Annotated in this window: 12 protein-coding genes; 8 read left to right on the top strand and 4 right to left on the bottom strand. The window is 74.2% G+C overall.

Translation table 11 applies throughout. The features are described 5' to 3' along the window. Window positions 1-144 precede the first annotated feature (144 nt). From ACTJIY_RS15845 to ACTJIY_RS15830, 4 genes are all read left to right on the top strand, one after another. Window positions 145-1,194 carry a hypothetical protein gene (locus ACTJIY_RS15845; protein ID WP_253053519.1) on the top strand — a complete coding sequence of 350 codons (1,050 nt, stop codon included), beginning with the start codon at window positions 145-147 and terminating at the stop codon, window positions 1,192-1,194. Between the two features lie 169 nt (window positions 1,195-1,363). After that, window positions 1,364-2,143 (top strand): HAD family hydrolase, encoded by a 780-nt coding sequence (locus ACTJIY_RS15840; RefSeq protein ID WP_253053521.1) that lies wholly within the window; start codon window positions 1,364-1,366, stop codon window positions 2,141-2,143. Continuing rightward, window positions 2,140-4,617: a glycoside hydrolase family 65 protein gene (locus tag ACTJIY_RS15835; RefSeq protein ID WP_253053523.1), complete on the top strand. Its 2,478-nt coding sequence runs from the start codon at window positions 2,140-2,142 to the stop codon at window positions 4,615-4,617. Before ACTJIY_RS15840 ends, ACTJIY_RS15835 begins: the two co-directional genes overlap by 4 nt. A 425-nt stretch (window positions 4,618-5,042) precedes the next feature. Continuing rightward, window positions 5,043-5,369, top strand: a complete 327-nt coding sequence (locus tag ACTJIY_RS15830; protein ID WP_253053525.1) for a hypothetical protein — start codon at window positions 5,043-5,045, stop codon at window positions 5,367-5,369. A 7-nt stretch (window positions 5,370-5,376) separates the two neighbouring features. Here ACTJIY_RS15830 and ACTJIY_RS15825 read toward each other — a convergent pair whose 3' ends face one another. Beyond that, entirely contained in the window at window positions 5,377-7,596 is a 2,220-nt protein-coding gene (locus tag ACTJIY_RS15825) for a prolyl oligopeptidase family serine peptidase (RefSeq protein ID WP_253053527.1), read from the bottom strand. 209 nt (window positions 7,597-7,805) lie between these two features. Between ACTJIY_RS15825 and adhE the strand changes: the two genes are divergently transcribed. Both adhE and ACTJIY_RS15815 read left to right on the top strand, forming a co-directional pair. Further along, a complete protein-coding gene (gene adhE, locus ACTJIY_RS15820; RefSeq protein ID WP_440674623.1) occupies window positions 7,806-10,550 on the top strand; it encodes a bifunctional acetaldehyde-CoA/alcohol dehydrogenase in 2,745 nt (914 codons plus the stop codon). A gap of 207 nt (window positions 10,551-10,757) precedes the next feature. After that, window positions 10,758-12,986 carry a hypothetical protein gene (locus tag ACTJIY_RS15815; protein ID WP_440674622.1) on the top strand — a complete coding sequence of 743 codons (2,229 nt, stop codon included), beginning with the start codon at window positions 10,758-10,760 and terminating at the stop codon, window positions 12,984-12,986. Here ACTJIY_RS15815 and ACTJIY_RS15810 read toward each other — a convergent pair. Both ACTJIY_RS15810 and ACTJIY_RS15805 read right to left on the bottom strand, forming a co-directional pair. After that, window positions 12,965-13,744 (bottom strand): response regulator, encoded by a 780-nt coding sequence (locus ACTJIY_RS15810; protein ID WP_440674621.1) that lies wholly within the window; start codon window positions 13,742-13,744, stop codon window positions 12,965-12,967. The genes ACTJIY_RS15815 and ACTJIY_RS15810 overlap by 22 nt on opposite strands. Next, window positions 13,741-14,964, bottom strand: a complete 1,224-nt coding sequence (locus ACTJIY_RS15805; protein WP_440674620.1) for a sensor histidine kinase — start codon at window positions 14,962-14,964, stop codon at window positions 13,741-13,743. Before ACTJIY_RS15805 ends, ACTJIY_RS15810 begins: the two co-directional genes overlap by 4 nt. Before the next feature lie 196 nt (window positions 14,965-15,160). On the opposite strand from ACTJIY_RS15805, the gene ACTJIY_RS15800 reads away from it, so the two are divergent. Beyond that, entirely contained in the window at window positions 15,161-15,745 is a 585-nt protein-coding gene (locus ACTJIY_RS15800; RefSeq protein ID WP_440674619.1) for a M15 family metallopeptidase, read from the top strand. 17 nt (window positions 15,746-15,762) lie between these two features. On the opposite strand, the gene ACTJIY_RS15795 is transcribed toward ACTJIY_RS15800, so the two are convergent. Then, entirely contained in the window at window positions 15,763-15,912 is a 150-nt protein-coding gene (locus tag ACTJIY_RS15795; protein WP_440674618.1) for an alpha/beta fold hydrolase, read from the bottom strand. A gap of 149 nt (window positions 15,913-16,061) precedes the next feature. On the opposite strand from ACTJIY_RS15795, the gene ligA reads away from it, so the two are divergent. Then, on the top strand, window positions 16,062-18,527 hold the full coding sequence (gene ligA / locus ACTJIY_RS15790; protein ID WP_374615073.1) for an NAD-dependent DNA ligase LigA: 2,466 nt from the start codon (window positions 16,062-16,064) through the stop codon (window positions 18,525-18,527). The last annotated feature ends 16 nt before the right edge of the window (window positions 18,528-18,543 follow it).

The following is an 18,543-nucleotide window of genomic DNA, read 5'->3' as shown; positions in this document are numbered from 1 at the left end:
CGGTGGCCGCGCGGCCCCCGGACCCCGGCGGGGTCGCGGCACGGCTCGGTTTCCCAGTGTGCTCCTGGAGAGAGGTGGACGGCACGTGGTTCGTGACGAGAGGCCGGGCGACGCCCGGGGCGAGCGCTCGCACGGGGGTGCGGCATGACCGCGGTGAGCGGGCTCGGCCCGTGGCCCGGCGGCGAGGGAGCGGACGTGCTGGAGGCGCAGCTCACGGTGCTCGGCGACCTCGCCGAGGTCCCGACGGGCGTGCGCGGGGTGCCGTTCCTCGTCCAGCTCCCGGGGCGCGGACCCGGCGCGGACGCGACCGGGCGCACCGCCGCGCTGCTGCCGGAGCTGCCCGTCGAGCTGGGTCCGCACGGCTGGAAGCTCGCCGACCACGGCGGCGCGGACCGGCGGCGGGCCGAGGCGTTCCTGCGCGAGGACCTGGAGGCGCTCGCCATCGCGGGGGCGGGGTACTCGGGCAGGCTCGCCGTGACCGTCACCGGGCCGTGGACGCTCGCCGCGGACGTCTACCTCGCCCGGGGCGACCGCGTGCTGTCCGACCGGGGCGCCGTGCGCGAGGTCGTCGAGGCGCTCGCGGTGGCCGTGGGCGACCACGTCGCGCAGGTGCGCCGGCAGGTCCCCGGGGCGGACGTCGTCGTGCAGGTCGACGAGCCGCTGCTCGCCCAGGTCGGGGCGGGCGTGCTCCCGTCGTTCTCGGGCTACTCGCGCCTGCGCGCGGTGCCCGGCCCGGACATCGTGGACGGGCTGCGGCCCGTGCTCGACGCCGCACGCGCCGCGTCGGCGTCGACGGTCGTCCACGTGGGAGGCGCCTGGGTGGGCGTGGCGCCCGTCGTGCTCGCAGGCGCCGACGCCGTCGGTCTCGCGCTCGGGCCGTGGGACGAGAAGACGTGGGAGACCGTCGCGCGCGCGGTCGAGCGGGGCGTCGGCCTGTGGGCCGCGCTCCCGCCCGCACAGGTGTCGCAGTGCGCCGGCCCCGCGCTGGGCGAGCTCGCCGACCTGGTGAGCGTGCCGTGGCGCCGGATCGGGCTCCCGCTGCCCGCGCTCGACGACGTCACGCTCCTGGGCGCCCCCCGGGGTGCCGGGGGAGGGCCCGGTCGCGGCGTCGCGGGCACCCCCGACGAGCACCGCGCCCTGCTCGCGAACCTGGGCCGCGTCGCCGACGTGCTGGCGGAGCGCGCCCACGCCTGAGCGCCGCCTGGGCGTCGGCTCGGCGGCTTCCCGCACACCGCCCGTCGTGCGTACGCTTGACCCCGCGCGGCGGTCACGACGGCGACGTGCGGACGGCCGTGCCCCGGCTCTCCGGACGGCACGGACGTGTCCTCCGCGCCGACCCGTCCCCCCACCGCGAAGGACCCCCATGCCCGTCCTGCGAGCCGTGCTGTTCGACCTCGACGGCGTGCTCACGCCGACCGCCGAGCTCCACATGCGCGCCTGGGAACGGCTGTTCGCGCCGTACTGCGCCGCGCACGGCCTCGCCCCGTACACCGCCGCGGACTACTTCGCGTCGATCGACGGCAAGCCCCGGTACGACGGCGTCGCGACGTTCCTCGCGTCGCGCGGCGTCGAGCTGCCGCGCGGCGAGGTCACGGACGCGCCCGGCGAGGGCACGGTGAGCGCGCTGGGCAACCGCAAGGACGAGATCGTCAACCGCATGTTCGCGGACGAGGGCATCACGCCCTACCCGGGCTCCGTGCGCTTCCTCGACGCCGTGACCGGGGCGGGCGCCGCCGTCGCGGTCGTGTCGTCGTCGCGGAACACGCCCGCGGTCCTCGCCGCCGCGGGGCTGGCGGACCGGTTCGACGTCGTCGTCGACGGGAACGTCGCCGCGCGCGAGCACATCGCGGGCAAGCCCGCTCCGGACACCTACCTGCGCGCGGCCGAGCTGCTCGGCGTCCCGGCCGCGGAGGCGGTCGTCGTGGAGGACGCGCTCTCGGGCGTCCAGGCCGGTGCCGCCGGGGACTTCGGGCTCGTGCTCGGCGTCGACCGCGGCGTGGGCACCGACGCGCTGCGCGCGCACGGGGCCGACGTCGTCGTGAGCGACCTGGGCGAGCTGGACGCGACGGTCCTCGACCGCCCGCGCGCCGCCGTGGCCGCGCAGGCCGACGCCGCACCGGCCGGCGAGGAGGCGGGCGCGTGATCCGCAAGACCGCCGACGAGCAGAGCACCGTCGACCGCCTGCGCTTCCCGGCCGAGCCGTGGCGGCTCGTCGAGTCGCAGTTCTCGGCCGAGGACCTCGGCGTGACCGAGACCCTCTTCGCCGTCGCGAACGGCTACCTCGGCATGCGCGGCAACGTCGAGGAGGGGCGGGAGTCCCACTCGCACGGCACGTTCGTCAACGGCTTCCACGAGACCTGGTCGATCCGGCACGCCGAGGAGGCGTACGGGTTCGCGCGCGTCGGGCAGACCATCGTCAACGTCCCCGACGCGAAGGTCATCCGGCTCTACGTGGACGACGAGCCGCTCCTGCTGCCCGTCGCCGACCTGGTCGACTACGAGCGGTCGCTCGACCTGCGCGACGGCGTCCTGCGCCGCGAGCTGCTGTGGCGGACGCCGTCGGGCAAGCGCGTGCAGGTCCGCTCGGAGCGCATGGTGTCGTTCGTCGAGCGGCACCTGGCGATCATGACGTTCGAGGTCACGCTGCTCGACGCCGCGGCGCCCGTCGCGATCTCGTCGCAGATCCTCAACCGCCAGGACGGGCAGGACGAGTACCACGTGCGCTCCGCCTCGCTCGGCGAGGGGTTCGACCCGCGCAAGACCGACCAGTTCTCCGGTCGGGTGCTCCAGCCGCAGTCCCAGTGGGGCGACGACGAGCGGCTCGTCCTCTCCTACCGCGCCACGAACTCGGGCATGACGCTCGCCGTCGCGGCGGACGACCTGCTCGAGACCGAGAACGAGTGGGACGTCCGCACGCAGGTCGACGAGGACCTCGCCAAGCACGTGTTCCGCGTCCACGCCGAGCCCGGCCGCCCCATCCGGCTCACCAAGCTCGTCGCGTACCACACGTCGCGCGGCGTGCCGTCGCGCGAGCTCGTCGACCGCTGCCGCCGCACGCTCGACCGCGCGCGGGAGACCGGCGTCGACGGCCAGCTCTCGCTCCAGCGCGAATGGCTCGACGACTTCTGGGCACGCTCCGACGTCGAGGTCCCCGGCCAGCCCGGCATCCAGCAGGCCGTGCGCTGGAACCTGTTCCAGCTCGCCCAGGCCACGGCGCGGGCCGAGGGCAACGGCGTCCCCGCCAAGGGCCTCACGGGCTCCGGGTACAGCGGGCACTACTTCTGGGACACCGAGATCTACGTCCTGCCGTTCCTCACGTACACGAGCCCCCGGTACGCGCGCAACGCGCTGCGGTTCCGCTACCAGATGCTCGACGCCGCCCGCCGTCGTGCCGGCGAGCTGTCGCAGAAGGGCGCTCTCTTCCCCTGGCGCACCATCAACGGCGAGGAGGCGTCCGCCTACTACGCCGCCGGTACCGCGCAGTACCACATCGACGCCGACGTCAGCTATGCCCTCGTGCAGTACGTGCGCGCCACGGGGGACGTCGACTTCCTGCGCCGCGAGGGCGTCGACATCCTCGTCGAGACCGCCCGCATGTGGGAGGACCTGGGCTTCTGGCGCGCCAACGGCGACGACAACTTCCACATCCACGGCGTGACCGGCCCCGACGAGTACACGACCGTCGTCAACGACAACCTCTTCACCAACGTCATGGCACGGTTCAACCTGCGCGCGGCCGCGATCGTCGTCGAGCGCATGAAGGCCGAGCACCCCGAGGACTACGCGCTCCTCGTGGACCGGCTCGGGCTCGGCGCCTACGAGGCGGCGGAGTGGGTCCGCGCGGCGGACCACATGTCGATCCCGTACGCCGAGAGCATCGGGATCCACCCGCAGGACTCGCACTTCCTCGAGCGCGAGATCTGGGACCTCGCGCACACGCCCGCGGACAAGCGACCGCTGCTGCTGCACTACCACCCGCTCGTCATCTACCGCTACCAGGTGCTCAAGCAGGCCGACGTCGTGCTCGCCCTGTTCCTGCAGGGCCAGCACTTCACGGCGGAGGAGAAGCTCGCCGACTTCGAGTACTACGACCCGTTGACCACGGGCGACTCGACGCTGTCCGGCGTCGTGCAGTCGATCGTCGCGGCCGAGGTCGGGTACCACGAGCTCGCGCTCGAGTACTTCGTGTCGTCGCTGTTCGTCGACCTCGCGAACCTCCACGCCAACGCGGCCGACGGCGTGCACGTCGCCTCCGCGGGCGGCACCTGGTCCGCGCTCGCGTGCGGGTTCGGCGGCATGCGCGACTCCGACGGCGACCTGACCTTCGACCCGCGGCTGCCGCAGGAGTGGGAGTCCCTGACGTTCCGCGTCCAGTGGCACGGCTCGCGCCTGCGCGTCACCGTGCTCCCCGACGCGATCGAGCTCGACGCCGAGACCGGCGACGGCGCCCAGGTCAGCGTGCGCGGCGAGCGCGTCAAGGTCGTCCCGGGCGAGGTCACGCGCGTCGCGCTCGACGGCCAGGGCCCGGTACGTCCCGGCCGCCCGAGCCTGCGCGCGCTCTCGGGCAACCGCCGCGACGACGGCACCCTCATCACCGCGACGGTTCCGCACTCCTGAGCACTCGCGTCTCGCCGAGGTAGAGCCGTGGTTCTTGTGTTCGACGGCGTGTGGTCGGGTGGGGTGGTCGGGGTGGGTGGTGGTGCCGCGCCTACCATCCGCCGCTCGTTCCTCGCGGCTCCCGCCAGGCCCGCCACGACGCGGCACCACCACCCACCCCGCCCTGCTCCGTCTTGCCCTGGTCGTCGCACACCCGGGCGACCGCCCGCGGTGTCGGTCTCGCCCCGGGACCACGCTCGCCGCGGACCCGGTCTGCGGGCTGCGAGCGAGCGCACGCCGCGGCCCGATCACGCCGGCACCGGACCTGGCAACGCGCCGGGTACGCTCGCGGGAAACTGCCCGGAACCTCCTCGTGTCGTCCCAGGTCGCGATGCGCCGACGGCGGTAGGTTGCCGACGAGAGTGGGTCGGGCGCGGGGGGAAGAGATGGGTCGTCGGTACGTGCGCGCGTGGACCGTTGCAGTCGCGGTCGTCGTGGGGGCGGTGCTGTCGGCGTGCGACGGCGGTGGGGACCTGGAGGTCGCCAACGACAGCCGGGGTGACGTGGTCGTCCGTACGGGGGACGAGGAGGCCGAGGTGACCGCCGACGGCGGCGTCGTGCTCCTCGACTACGGCTGCACGCCGGGTGACGTGACGGTCGTGCGGGCGTCGGGCGCCGAGGAGGTCGTCGACGGGCCGGTGTGCCCGGACGAGAAGATCGTGGTCCGCGACGACGAGGTGGTGCTGGTCCCCGTCGCCGCGGACGACTCCTGACGAGGCGTCAGCCGAGACGCTCGGCGAGGAAGCGGTAGTGGACCGCGGCCATGTGGGCGGCCTGGGCGTTGTTGGCGGCGCCGCCGTGGCCGCCCTCGATGTTCTCGTAGTAGGTGACGTCCTTGCCCTCGCCGAGCATCTTCGCGGCGAGCTTGCGCGCGTGGCCCGGGTGGACGCGGTCGTCCTTGGTCGACGTCGTGAACAGCACGGGCGGGTACTCGCGCTCGGCGTCGAACAGGTGGTACGGCGAGAACGTGCGGATGAACTCCCACTGCTCGGGGTCGTCCGGGTCGCCGTACTCCGCCGCCCACGACGCCCCGGCGAGCAGCTTCGTGTACCGGCGCATGTCGAGCAGCGGGACGCCGACGATCACGGCGCCGAAGAGCTCGGGGTACTGCGTGAGCATGTTGCCCGCGAGCAGGCCGCCGTTGGAGCGGCCCTCCATGCCGAGGTGCTCGTGCGTCGTGATCCCGCGGGCCACGAGGTCGCGCGCGACGGCGGCGAAGTCCTCGTAGGCGCGGTGGCGGTTCGCCTTGAGCGCGGCCTGGTGCCAGGCGGGCCCGTACTCGCCGCCGCCGCGGATGTTCGCGACGACGTAGACGCCGCCCCGCGCGAGCCAGGCGCGGCCGAGCGCGCCCGAGTACGCGGGCGTGAGCGAGATCTCGAAGCCGCCGTACCCGTACAGCAGCGTCGGCGCGGCTCCCGTGCCGCCGTCGCCCGCGCCCGCGACGAGGTCCGCGCGGCCGACGACGAAGTACGGCACGCGCGTGCCGTCGTCGGACGTGGCGAAGTGCTGGGCGACGGTCATGCCGTCGGCGTCGAAGAACGCGGGGTTGGACTTGACGACCTCCGGTGCACCCGCGTCGCCCGGCCGCTCGCCGAGCGACAGGAGCGAGAGCGTCGTGGGCGTGAGGTAGTCGGTCGTGACGAGCCACAGGTCGTCGGAGTCGACGGGGTCGACGGCTCCGACGGCGACCGTGCCGAGCTCCGGCAGGCCGGGGATCTCCGACCGCACCCACGGCGCGTCCGCGGCCTCCTGCCCGACGGCGCCCCCGGGGCCGGCGGCGTCCGGCGGCGTCAGCACGTGCAGGCGGTTCTTCACGTCGTCGAGCACGTTGACGACGAGGTGGTGGCGCGTCCACGTGGCGCCGGCGAGCGACGTCGTCGCCGTGGGCTCGAAGAGCACGGTGAAGCCGCGGTCGCCCGCGAGGAAGTCGTCGAACCGCGCGACGAGGAGCGAGCCCGCGCGGTGCGTCGCGCCTCCGACGGCCCAGTCGTCGCGGAGCTCCACGAGCATCCACTCGCGCCGGACGCCGACCTCGGCGGAGTCGGGCACGTCGATCTTCGTCAGGCGCTGCTCGGGCGTGCCGGTGCGCTCGGCGAGGTAGAGCTCGTCGGCGTAGAACGCCTTGGAGCGGTGCACGAAGTCGCGCTCGAACCCGGGCGTGTGCGACCGCCAGGCGGAGATGTACATGTCCTCGTCGGTGCCCTCGTAGACCGTCACGGCCTCGTCGAGCGGGGTGCCGCGCGTCCAGCGCTTGACCACGCGCGGGTACCCCGACGGCGTGAGCGTGCCCTCGCCGAAGTCGGTGAAGACGTACACGGTGTCGGCGTCGATCCAGCCGAGCGAGCCCTTGGCCTCGGCGCGGTGGAAGCCGCCGTCCTCGGGCGCGACGAACCGCTTCTCGACGAGGTCGAACTCGCGCGTGACGTCGGCGTCGGAGCCGCCGGGGGAGAGCTCGACGAGCGCGTGCCGCCACGGCTCGCCTGCGGCAAGCTGCTCCGGCGTCGGGCGCAGGACGCTCGCGCCGTGCCAGACCCACGACTCGCCCTCGGCCGCGGCGAGCGCGTCGAGGTCGAGCACGGTCTCCCACTCCGGGTCGTCGGTGCGGTAGGACTCGAGCGTCGTGCGGCGCCAGAGCCCGCGCTCGTGCTGCGCGTCGCGCCAGAAGTTGTAGTACCGGTCGCCGATCTTCGAGACCTCGGGGATCTTCGCGTCCGAGTCGAGCACCTCGCGGATCGCGCGCTCGGTCGTGGCGAACTCGTCGGCGGTCTCGAGCGTGTCGGCGACCTCGGCGTTGCGTGCACGGACCCAGGTCAGGGCCTCGTCCCCCTCGACGTCCTCGAGCCACAGGTACGGGTCGTGGGGCGCGCCGTCGTCGGGGAGCGGGGTCTCGGTGGGGCTCTCGGGCGAGAGCGAGGGGCTCGTCGTCTGCTCGGCGGTCATGGTCCCCCACCCTACGGCGGCGGGGGCGGTGGTGCGGAGGTCACGAGGGTGCCGGGACCTTGGGCCCCGAACGGCCGCGGGGCCTTGCCGCGCCCAGGGGCTTGTGAAAACATTCACAAGTAGAGAGACCGCTGAAGGAGCCGGGGCAATCCGGCCCCGGCAGCACCCGCGGCCCGACGCCCGGCCCGGCCGGGCACCGGAGGGGACGCATGAGCGCGAAGAGCGCCGGCACGAAGGTCGAGACCCGCACCGAGGACACGCGCACCGCGCACGAGATCGACGTCCTCGTCGAGCGAGCCCGCAAGGCGCTCGACCAGTACATGAGCCTCACGCAGGAGGACGTCGACCGGATCGTCCTCAAGGCCTCGGTCGCGGGCCTGCACCAGCACGGTCACCTCGCGCAGCTGGCCGTCGCCGAGACCGGGCGCGGCGTGTTCGAGGACAAGGCGACGAAGAACATCTTCGCGTGCGAGCACGTGCCCAACTCGATGGCGAACCTCAAGACGGTCGGCATCATCGGCCGCGACGAGCTGACGGGCGTCGTCGAGATCGCCGAGCCGGTCGGCGTGGTGTGCGCCGTGACGCCGGTGACCAACCCGACGTCGACCACCATCTTCAAGTCGCTCATCGCGCTCAAGACGCGCAACCCCGTCGTGTTCGCCTTCCACCCGAGCGCGCAGCGCTCGTCGGTCGAGGCGGCCCGCATCGTGCGGGACGCCGCCGTGGCCGCCGGTGCGCCCGACGACTGCATCCAGTGGGTCGAGCACCCCTCGATCGAGGCGACCAACACCCTCATGCACCACCCGGGCGTCGCGCTCATCCTCGCGACGGGCGGCAACGGCATGGTCCGCGCGGCCTACTCGGCCGGCAAGCCGGCGCTCGGCGTCGGCGCGGGCAACGTCCCCGCGTACGTCGAGAAGAGCGCCGACCTCGGCCGCGCGATCAACGACGTGGTCATGTCGAAGGCGTTCGACAACGGCATGGTCTGCGCGTCGGAGCAGGCGCTCATCCTCGACAACGTCGTCTACGACGACGCGATGCGCGAGCTGGCCCGGCTGCACGCCTACCGCACGACGCCCGCCGAGAAGGCGATGCTCGAGCGCCTCATCTTCGGCGTCGAGGCGAGCGGCACCAACTGCGCCGGCGCGAAGCTCAACCCGAAGGTCGTGGGCAAGTCGCCCGTGTGGATCGCGCGCGAGGCCGGCTTCGAGGTCCCCGACGACACGTCGATCATCCTCGCGGAGATCGACGACGTGGGCCCGCAGGAGCCGTTGAGCCGCGAGAAGCTCACCCCGGTCCTCGCGGTGCTGCGTGCGCGCGACACCGAGCACGGCGTCCGCCTCGCGGAGCGCATGGTCGAGCTCGACGGCCTGGGCCACTCGGCGGCGATCCACACGGCGGACCAGGAGCTCGTCGAGCGCTACGGCGCGCGGGTCAAGGCCGTGCGCGTGCTGTGGAACAGCCCGACGTCGCTCGGCGGCATCGGCGACATCTACAACGCGCTGCTCCCGTCGCTCACGCTCGGCTGCGGCAGCTACGGCGCGAACTCGGTGTCGAACAACGTGTCGGCGGTCAACCTCATCAACGTCAAGCGGATCGGGCGGCGCAACAACAACATGCAGTGGTTCAAGGTGCCCGCGAAGACGTACTTCGAGCCGAACTCGATCCAGTACCTCGCGCAGATGCGCGACGTGCACCGCGTCACGATCGTCACCGACAAGGTCATGAGCCGCATCGGCGTCGTCGACCGCGTGCTCGACGTCCTCGCACGCCGCGAGGAGAAGGTCGCGATCCAGATCATCGACGCGGTCGAGCCGGAGCCGAGCGTCGGCACCGTGAACCGCGGCGCCGAGTCCATGCGCGACTTCGAGCCGGACACGATCATCGCGATCGGCGGCGGCTCGCCCATGGACGCGGCCAAGGTCATGTGGCTGCGGTACGAGCACCCGGAGATCGAGTTCTCCGACATGCGCGAGAAGTTCTTCGACGTGCGCAAGCGCGCGTACAAGTTCCCCGAGCTCGGGGGCAAGGCGAAGCTCGTGTGCATCCCGACGTCGTCGGGCACCGGCGCGGAGGTGACGCCGTTCGCGGTCATCACCGACCCGGAGACGGGCTTCAAGTACCCGCTCGCGGACTACGCGCTCACCCCGACCGTCGCGATCGTCGACCCCGTGCTCACGGACACCATGCCCGCCAAGCTCGCGGCCGACTCGGGCTTCGACGCCCTCACGCACGCGACCGAGGCGTTCGTCTCCGTCTACGCGAACGACTTCACCGACGGGCTGTGCCTCCAGGCGATCAAGATGGTCTTCGAGCACATCGAGGACTCGGTCACGCAGGGTGCGGCGGCCCCGAAGGCGCGCGAGAAGATGCACAACGCGGCGACCATCGCGGGCATGGCGTTCGGCTCGGCGATGCTCGGCATCGTGCACGCCATGGCGCACACCGTGGGCTCGACCTTCCACCTCGTGCACGGGCGCACCAACGCGGTGCTCCTGCCGCACGTGATCCGCTACAACGGCCAGGTGCCCACCAAGCTCACGAGCTGGCCCAAGTACGAGCGCTACGTGGCCCCGGAGCGGTTCCAGGAGATCGCGAAGCACCTCGGGCTGCCGGCCTCCACCCCGGAGGAGGGCGTCGAGTCGTACGCGAAGGCGGTCGAGGAGCTGCGCGCCAAGGTCGGCATCGAGCCGACGTTCGCGGCGCAGGGCGTCGACGAGGCGGCGTTCCTCAGTCGCCTCGACGACCTCGCCCTCCGGTCGTTCGAGGACCAGTGCGCCCCGGCGAACCCGCGGATGCCGGTCCTGGAGGACATGCGCGACATCCTCGTCGCGGCCTACCGCGGCAGCAGCCGCGAGGTCGTGCGGGCAGAGCGTCTCGCGGCCCACGAGGGCGCGAGCACCGAGGACGGGCAGGCGGCGACCCCGCCTGCCGAGACCGTGGCGGCCGGCTGACCCTTCCCGGCCCCACGAAACCCGGAGCCCGACGGCGCGAGTCCCCTTCCGCCGTCGGGCTCCGTCGTGCGTGGCCTGTGGAAAACCCTCGAGGGGCGTCGGAGCCTCGGTAGGTTCTCCGCTCGCGGGACGTCGGTCCCGCGGCGCGCGACGGCGCGGGTCATGACGACGGCAGGGGGCCGCATGGTGCACGGACGAGGACGACGCGTGGCGAGGGTCTTCGCCGCGGTGCTGGCGGGAGCGCTCGGGGTGACGCTCGCGGCGTGCACGCCGGACGCGGAGCCGGAGCGGCGCGACCCCGCGGTGTTCGCCGAGATCGACGTGCCACCCGAGCTCGCCCCGCAGGAGGCCGTCGTCGACCAGGTCGGGATCGTGCCCGCCGCGTCCGGGCTGCCGTGGATCGTGAGCGGTGTGCGGACGGCGCCGGGCGGTGTGCCGGAGGGCGTGGTCTGGACCCTCGGTGAGAGCGGCGCGGTCGCCGGGGAGCCGGCGGTCCTGGACCTTCCGGGCGTGGTGCGCGACCTCGCGGCCGCGGGCGGGGCGGCGCGCACCGTCCTCGCGGGGAGCACGGGGGAGGACGGGCGGACGGCCGGCTTCCTGCTGACCTCGGCGGACCGCGTGGCGTGGGAACCGGTCCGGCTTCCTCCGGAGATCGTGGACGTCCCGTTGACGCACGTCGCCGAGACGGGCGGGACGGTCGTCGCCCTCGGCGTCGACGCGGACGCGCGGGCCGTCCGAGGAGTGCTCGTCCCGACGTCCGGCGACCCCGTTCCGCTGGTCCTGCCGGACGGTGCGGGAGAGCCGACGGTCGAGGGAGTGGCAGGACGCGGAGAGACGTGGGTCGCCGTGGTCTCCTGGGACGACGAGGTGGGGGACGACGTGGTCGTCACCTATCGCTCCGCGGACTCGGGGACCACCTGGACGACGTCCGACCTGCCCGGTGACGCGCCGCGCGTCGCGGGTGCGGCGACGACCGCGACCGGGTTCGTCCTGACGGGCTCGGTCCGGGAGGCAGGGCTCGGCGGTCCCGTCACGGACGCGGCGGCGTGGTTCTGGGAACCGGGCGACGGTGACGCCTGGGAGTACCTGGACTTCCGCCGCGACGACGCCGGCACCGACGACCAGTCGACCGGGCTGTCGGCGCCTGCCGTGGGCGGCGACGATCTCGCGGCCGTCTACTGGGGCGACGAGCTCAGCGCGAGCAGTCTGGTGGTCGAGGTGGAGCCGGGACACATCGCGTCCCAGGGCATGTCCGACGACAACGGAGGGATCGGCTTCGGCGGTCCGTCCGCCTGGGACCCGGACGAGCGTGCGGTGCGGGCCGTCCTCGCCGGGGACGGCGGCGCGTACGTGACCGAGCTCCGCGACGGACGGTGGCGTCGCCTCGCGACCCTCGCGATGCCTCGGCGCTGGTTCCGGCCGACGGAGGTCGACGCGGGCGACGGGGCGCTCGTGGCGCGTCGCGCGGAGGTCTCGACCGCGGGCGACGGCTGGCGGAGGTGGGTCTCGTCGGCGGTGTACACCGTCGATGGTCGTGCCCTGGTCGAGACGTCGGCGGACGTCCCCTGGACCGGGGAGGACCTCGCCCTGGTCCGGTCCGTGGCCACGGACGGGAGCGAGGTGACGGTCACGTTCGGCTGGGAGGAGGGCGAGAACGCCGTCACGGTGCGGTCGTGGTTCCGTCCCGCGGGCGGTGGGTGGACGGAGGGCTCCGGCTGGCCGTCCTCCGGGCACGCGGAGATCCACGGCGTCCGTGCGGTCGACGGGGGGTGGGTCGCGGTCGGGGTGCGAGCCGACAGCCCGGAGGGCGCGAGCGTGCGGCACGCCGCGGCCTGGCGGTCCGAGGACGGCCTCGTCTGGACCCTCGACGAGGGGTTCGAGGGCGGTGACGGTCGGTCCTCCGCGCGGCACGTGTGCCTCCTCGCCGACGGTCGTCCGTGGGTGCTGGGCACGGTCGTCGACGGCGACCGGGAGGTCGACGCGTCCTGGGTCGGCGAGAGCACCGGCTGGGAGCGCGCGGTGATCGACGCGGAGGAGGCGTTCGAGGTCGAGGGGTGCGTCGAGGGTGACGGCGACGCTCGTCCCCTGCTCCAGGTGCAGGTCGACGGGCGCTCCGAGCTGCGCGGGACCACGGACGGCAGGAGCTTCGAGCTCGTCGGCGCGACGGGTCGAGGCGAGACGTTCGGTCGCGTCGTCCGGGTCGCCGAGGGGTATGCCGCGGTCGGCACGGTCGTCGCGTCGGGCGTGGAACGGTCGGTCCTGTGGTTGTCCGCCGACGCGGAGGAGTGGCAGCAGCTCGTGCTGCCGACGCCCGAGCCGGGAGGTGAGGGGACGGTCCACCCGGACGGGTCGGACGCCGTCGTGACGCTCGCCGGAGAGGGCGGCGTCCGGGCCTGGCGCGTGGGCGACGTCGCTCAGCTCGTCGACGCGGGATGACCGTCGCGTCCCGGACGGACGATGCCTGCCTCGTAGGCGAGGATGACGAGCTGCACGCGGTTGGTCAGGCCGACCTTCGTGAGCAGCGAGCGCACGTGGCTCTTCACCGTCGCCTCGGTGAGGTGCAGCTCGGCGCCGATCTCGCGGTTCGACAGCCCGCGCGCGACGGCGAGCAGCACCTCGCGCTCGCGCGGGGTGGCCGCGCCCAGCCCGGTGCCGGGCTCGCCGTTCCCGTCGGCGCCGTTCCCGTCGGCGTCGTGCCCGAGCGGCGCGAGCCGCGCGAGCTCGACGTACGTCGAGATGATGCGTCCGGTGACGGCCGGGTCGAGCAGCGAGTCGCCCGCGCGGACGCGGTGCACGGCGTCGACGAGCGTCTGCGGGTCCGCATCCTTCAGGAGGAACCCGGACGCCCCGGCGCGCAGCGCGCCGTACACGTACTCGTCGTCGTCGAAGGTCGTCAGGACGAGCGTGCGCACGTCGGCGAGGTCGGGGTCGGCGACGATCCGCGCGGTCGCCTCGATGCCGTCGAGCCGCGGCATGCGCACGTCCATGAGCACGACGTCGGGTCGCAGCGCGCGTGCCATCGTCACCCCGGTCTCGCCGTCCCCGGCCTCGCCGACGACGGTCACGTCGGGCTCGTTGTCGAGGATCATGCGCAGGCCCAGGCGGATCGTGGACTGGTCGTCGACGACGACGACGCGGACCGGCGGGAGCGTGGCGGCCCCGCTCCCGTCGGCGCCCGGCACCGGGGCGGTCACGCCGGCTCCCGGGGGATGCGTGCCTCGACGGTCCAGCCGCCGCGCCCGTCCGGGCCGGCGGCCAGCGCGCCCCCGGCCGCGAGCGCGCGCTCGCGCATGGAGGTCAGGCCGTGCCCCTGGCGTCCCGCGGTGCTCGGGAGGGGCGGACCCGGGTCGTGGACGCGCAGGCGCAGGTCGGCGCCGTCGCCGGTCACGGCCACGGCGACCTCGGGGGCGAGCGAGTGGAGCAGCACGTTGGTCAGGGCCTCCTGGACGATGCGGACGACGGCGAGCCCGGACTCGGCGCTCGTCGTCGGCCACGGGCGGGGGAGCGTGAGGTCGACGTCGCGGCCCGCGTCGCGCAGCCGTCTGGCGGCCGCGCGGAGCTCGTCGGGCGCGCGGGCGCCGTCCGGCGTCGGTGCGAGGGCCGCCGTCCCGCCGTCGGTCTCGGTGCCGCGGCGCAGCACCTGCACGACCGAGCGCATCGCGGTCAGCGCCTGCTTGCCCTCGTCGCTGATCCAGCGCACCGCCTCGGCCGGGGCCTCGGGTCTGTTGGCCGCGACGCGGTCGGCGGCCTGCGCCCGGACCACGATCGCGGACATGTGGTGCGCGACGACGTCGTGCAGCTCGCGCGCGATGCGCGTGCGCTCGGCGAGCACGGCGCGCTCGGCGAGCTCCGCCTGGAGAGCCTGGAGCTCGGCGTTGCGCTCGCGCAGCCGCTCGGACGTCAGCGCGAGACGACGGAAGAAGTAGCCGGCCGCGACCGCGCCCAGGACGAGCGCGAGGGCGAGCAGCACGTCCGACGGCGACTGGGCGAGCCCGATCCATCGTGGGGAGAAGGGCACCGGGGGGAAGGTCAGGTGGGGGCGATCCCAGAGCTGCGTCGCGTAGGCGGAGAGCCCGCCCGCGAGGCCGGCGAGCGCCCACGGGACGGCGCCCGAGCGGGTCGCGGCGAACCCCGCGACGAGGAGCGGGAGGAGCTCGAACGGCGTCTGCATCGGCCACGGCAGGGCGAGGGGATAGAGCATCGCCGTCGCCCAGAAGAGCGGCCCCGGCACGACCCGGCGCAGGGCGAGGGTCAGGACGATCCACAGCCCCGCCACGCGGTACGACTCGGGGTGGCGGGGGTACCAGTAGTCCCCGTTCTCCATCACGGTGATGACACCGAACCACACGAGGCCCGCGGCGAGCGCGGTCCCGAGGTCCTGCGCCCACACGGGCAGACGGGTGAGCCGGTGCACCCGTCCACGGTAGCCGGGTGCCCGTACGGACGGCACCGCCCGGGGACCGAGGTCGGGCGACCTGGGCTCAGCCCCAGGGCGGAGCCGCGTCGGGCCGGGGGCGGACCCGGGACGCGCGGGTGCGCCGGACGGCGGGGGTCGAGGTGCCGCCGACGGGTCGATGTGGCGAGGGACCGCCGCGGGCGAGCCTCGAGGCATGACCACGACACCGCTTCGCCCCGCCCGTCCCGCCCGCCACGTCCCCGTCCGTCCCGGTCCCCGTCGCGTCGCCCGCACCGTGGCCGGCGTCCTCGCCGTCGGGGCGCTCGGTGCGGCGGGGGCGCTCACGTACCTCACCGTGACGTGCGACGGCGGTGGCGCCGCCGTGGCCGACCCCTCGCCGTCGCTGCGCCCGCAGGCCGCGACCGGGCTCGACCCGGAGCTGGAGCGCCGCTTCGACGCGGCACGCGCCGCCGCGGACGCCGACGGCGTCGAGCTCACCCTGACGTCCGGGTGGCGCACGGCGGCCGAGCAGCAGGAGCTCGTGGACGCGGCGCTGGAGCGCTACGGCTCGGCCGAGGAGGCGCACCGCTGGGTGCTGCCGCCCGAGTCGTCCGAGCACGTCGCGGGGCTCGCGATCGACGTCGGGCCGACGGACGGCGCGCTGTGGCTCGAGCAGCACGGGGCCGAGTTCGGGCTGTGCCGCACGTACGCGAACGAGCTGTGGCACTTCGAGGCCGCGACCGAGCCCGGCGGCACGTGCCCGCCGATGCACGACGACGCGTCCCACGGTTGGGGGTGACCGCCCGCCACCCGGGGTCACGACCCGAGCGCGGCCTCCTGCCGCTGGAGCCACGCCACGATCAGGCGGGTGGTCTCCTCCGGGAGCTCCTGCTGGATCCGGTGGCCGCAGTCCAGCTCCACGACCTCGACGTGCGGGACGAACGCCTCGAGGTTCGGCGCACTCATGACCGTGTCCCGTGCGCCCGCGCCGTCGACCGCCTCGCCGCCCACCTCGTCCCCTCGCACCCACGCTGAGCGCGCGACGACCTCGCGGGAGCGGACCCGCACCGCCGACGAGGGCGGCGGATGTCGGCGGTCCGCGCGATGATGTGCGGGTGAGCGAGAGCACCCCCGCGACGTCCGCCCCGACCACCCCGACCGTGACGGACGAGGAGGTCCCCACGGCCACGTCCGCCGCCGAGCTCGACGAGGCCGCCGCGCAGCGACGCTGGGCCGAGCTCGTCGCGCAGGTCGAGGCCGACCAGCGCGCGTACTACGAGGAGGACCAGCCCGTCTCCTCGGACGCCGAGTACGACGCCCGGATGCACGAGCTCCAGGCGCTCGAGGCCGCGCACCCCGCCCTCCAGTCGCCCGAGTCGCCCACCCAGCGCGTCGGGGGCCGCGCCGCGGCGGGCTTCGCGACGGTCCAGCACCTCGAGCCGATGCTGTCGCTCGACAACGCGTTCAGCGAGGAGGACCTCGCCGCGTGGGCGGCGCGCGTGCACCGCGACCTCGGCGTCGCGGAGGACGCGGCGGTCGACTACCTGTGCGAGGTGAAGATCGACGGCCTCGCCATCGCGCTGCTCTACGAGAAGGGCCGGCTCGTCCGGGCGGCCACGCGCGGGGACGGGCGCACGGGCGAGGACGTGTCCGCCAACGTGCGGACGATCGAGAGCATCCCGCAGCGCCTCGGCGGCGACCCGGCGACCCACCCCGACGTCATCGAGATCCGCGGCGAGGTCTTCATGGGCGTCGCGGACTTCGCCGCGCTCAACGAGAAGCTCGTCGCCGCCGGGCAGGACCCGTACGCCAACCCGCGCAACACCGCGGCCGGGTCGCTGCGGCAGAAGGACCCTGCCGTCACGGCGAGCCGCAACCTGCGGATGTACGCGCACGGGGTGGGCGCCCTGCAGTGGGAGGCGGGCGAGCACGCCGAGCTCGCGCGCCAGTCCGACGCGTACGCGCTGTTCGCGCAGTGGGGCGTGCCCGTCTCGCCGCACAACCGGGTGGTGCACGGGCTCGACGAGGTGATGGAGCGCATCGCGTACTTCGGGGAGCACCGCCACGACATCGAGCACGAGCTCGACGGGATCGTCGTCAAGGTCGACGAGCTCGCCCTCCAGCGCCGGCTCGGCGCCACGAGCCGCGCGCCCCGGTGGGCCATCGCCTACAAGTACCCGCCCGAGGAGGTCAACACGCGCCTGCTCGCGATCCAGGTCGGCGTAGGCCGCACGGGCCGTGCGACCCCCTACGCGGTCATGGAGCCGGTGAAGGTCGCCGGCAGCACCGTGCGCCAGGCGACCCTCCACAACCAGGACGTCGTCCGGGCCAAGGGCGTGCGCATCGGCGACATGGTCGTGCTGCGCAAGGCCGGCGACGTCATCCCGGAGATCCTCGGTCCCGTCGCGGCGCTCGCGGACGACGGCTACCCGCGCGAGGACTTCGTCATGCCCGCCGACTGCCCGGAGTGCGGCACGCCGCTGCGCCCCATGAAGGAGGGCGACGTCGACCTGCGCTGCCCCAACGCCGAGTCGTGCCCTGCCCAGGTGCGAGGCCGCGTCGAGCACATCGGCTCGCGCGGCGGCCTCGACGTCGAGGCGCTCGGCGAGGTCACCGCCGCCGCGCTCACCCAGCCCTACGAGCCGGCCGAGCCCCCGCTGCGCACCGAGAAGAACCTCTTCGGCCTCACGGTCGAGCAGCTCGCGCCGATCAAGGTCGTCGTGCGCGACCCGGAGACCGGCCTGCCCCGGCCGTACGAGGGCGTGGGGGAGTCGGGAGAGGTCCCGATGTCCGACGGCTCGGTGCTGCTCGCCAAGGTCGTCCGACCCTTCCAGAAGGTCGCCGCGCGCACCTACCCGCCGGGGTTCGAGGACGCGACGCCCGCCGAGCGCCGGGCTGCGGGCGTCCGCAAGGACTACCCGGTGTACGGGCCGTCGAGCACGGCGCAGACCCTCGTCGACGAGCTGCGGCTCGCGAGGACCAAGGACCTGTGGCGCATCCTCGTGAGCCTCAACATCCGGCACGTCGGCCCCGTCGCGGCGCGCGCTCTCGCGGACTGGTTCGGGTCCCTGGACGCCATCGAGGAGGCGATCCGCGACGGGGGCCGCGAGGCGCTCGCGGCGGTCGAGGGCGTGGGGCCCGTCATCGCCGACGAGGTGATCGCGTGGCTCGAGGTCGGTTGGCACCAGGAGATCGTCGACCAGTGGAAGCGGGACGGGGTGCGGTTCTCCATCCCGGGGCATCCCGGTCCGGGCGCCCGGCAGGCACCCACCGGACCGCTCGCGGGACTCACCGTCGTCGTCACGGGGTCGCTCGAGGGCTTCAGCCGCGACGGCGCCAAGGAGGCGGTGATCGCGGCGGGCGGCAAGTCGTCAGGGTCGGTCTCGAAGAAGACCGACTACGTCGTCGTCGGTGCGAACGCGGGCTCGAAGGAGACCAAGGCCCGCGACCTCGGCCTGCCGATCCTCGACGAGGAGGGCTTCGTCGCGCTGCTCGCCGGCGGGCCGGACGCCGTCGCCGACCGCGTCGGAGGCGACGCGTCCGGCGCGGGCGACGAGGCAGGTTCCGGCGCGGACGGCTGAGGAGTCCGACGCGCCA

The sequence above is a fragment of the Cellulosimicrobium sp. 22598 genome (assembly GCF_052044445.1).
GTDB classification, from domain to species: domain Bacteria; phylum Actinomycetota; class Actinomycetes; order Actinomycetales; family Cellulomonadaceae; genus Cellulosimicrobium; species Cellulosimicrobium cellulans_G.
Note: the sequence above shows the minus strand (reverse complement) of the source record. Positions and strands in the feature narration are given on the sequence as shown.

Coding starts and splice junctions, on each gene's coding strand:
- ACTJIY_RS15825 (WP_253053527.1), bottom strand. CDS start 7,596: ATGACCGCCGAGCAGACGACGAGCCCCTCGCTCTCGCCCGAGAGCCCC.
- ACTJIY_RS15840 (WP_253053521.1), top strand. CDS start 1,364: ATGCCCGTCCTGCGAGCCGTGCTGTTCGACCTCGACGGCGTGCTCACG.
- ACTJIY_RS15845 (WP_253053519.1), top strand. CDS start 145: ATGACCGCGGTGAGCGGGCTCGGCCCGTGGCCCGGCGGCGAGGGAGCG.
- adhE (WP_440674623.1), top strand. CDS start 7,806: ATGAGCGCGAAGAGCGCCGGCACGAAGGTCGAGACCCGCACCGAGGAC.
- ACTJIY_RS15800 (WP_440674619.1), top strand. CDS start 15,161: ATGACCACGACACCGCTTCGCCCCGCCCGTCCCGCCCGCCACGTCCCC.
- ACTJIY_RS15830 (WP_253053525.1), top strand. CDS start 5,043: ATGGGTCGTCGGTACGTGCGCGCGTGGACCGTTGCAGTCGCGGTCGTC.
- ACTJIY_RS15795 (WP_440674618.1), bottom strand. CDS start 15,912: ATGAGTGCGCCGAACCTCGAGGCGTTCGTCCCGCACGTCGAGGTCGTG.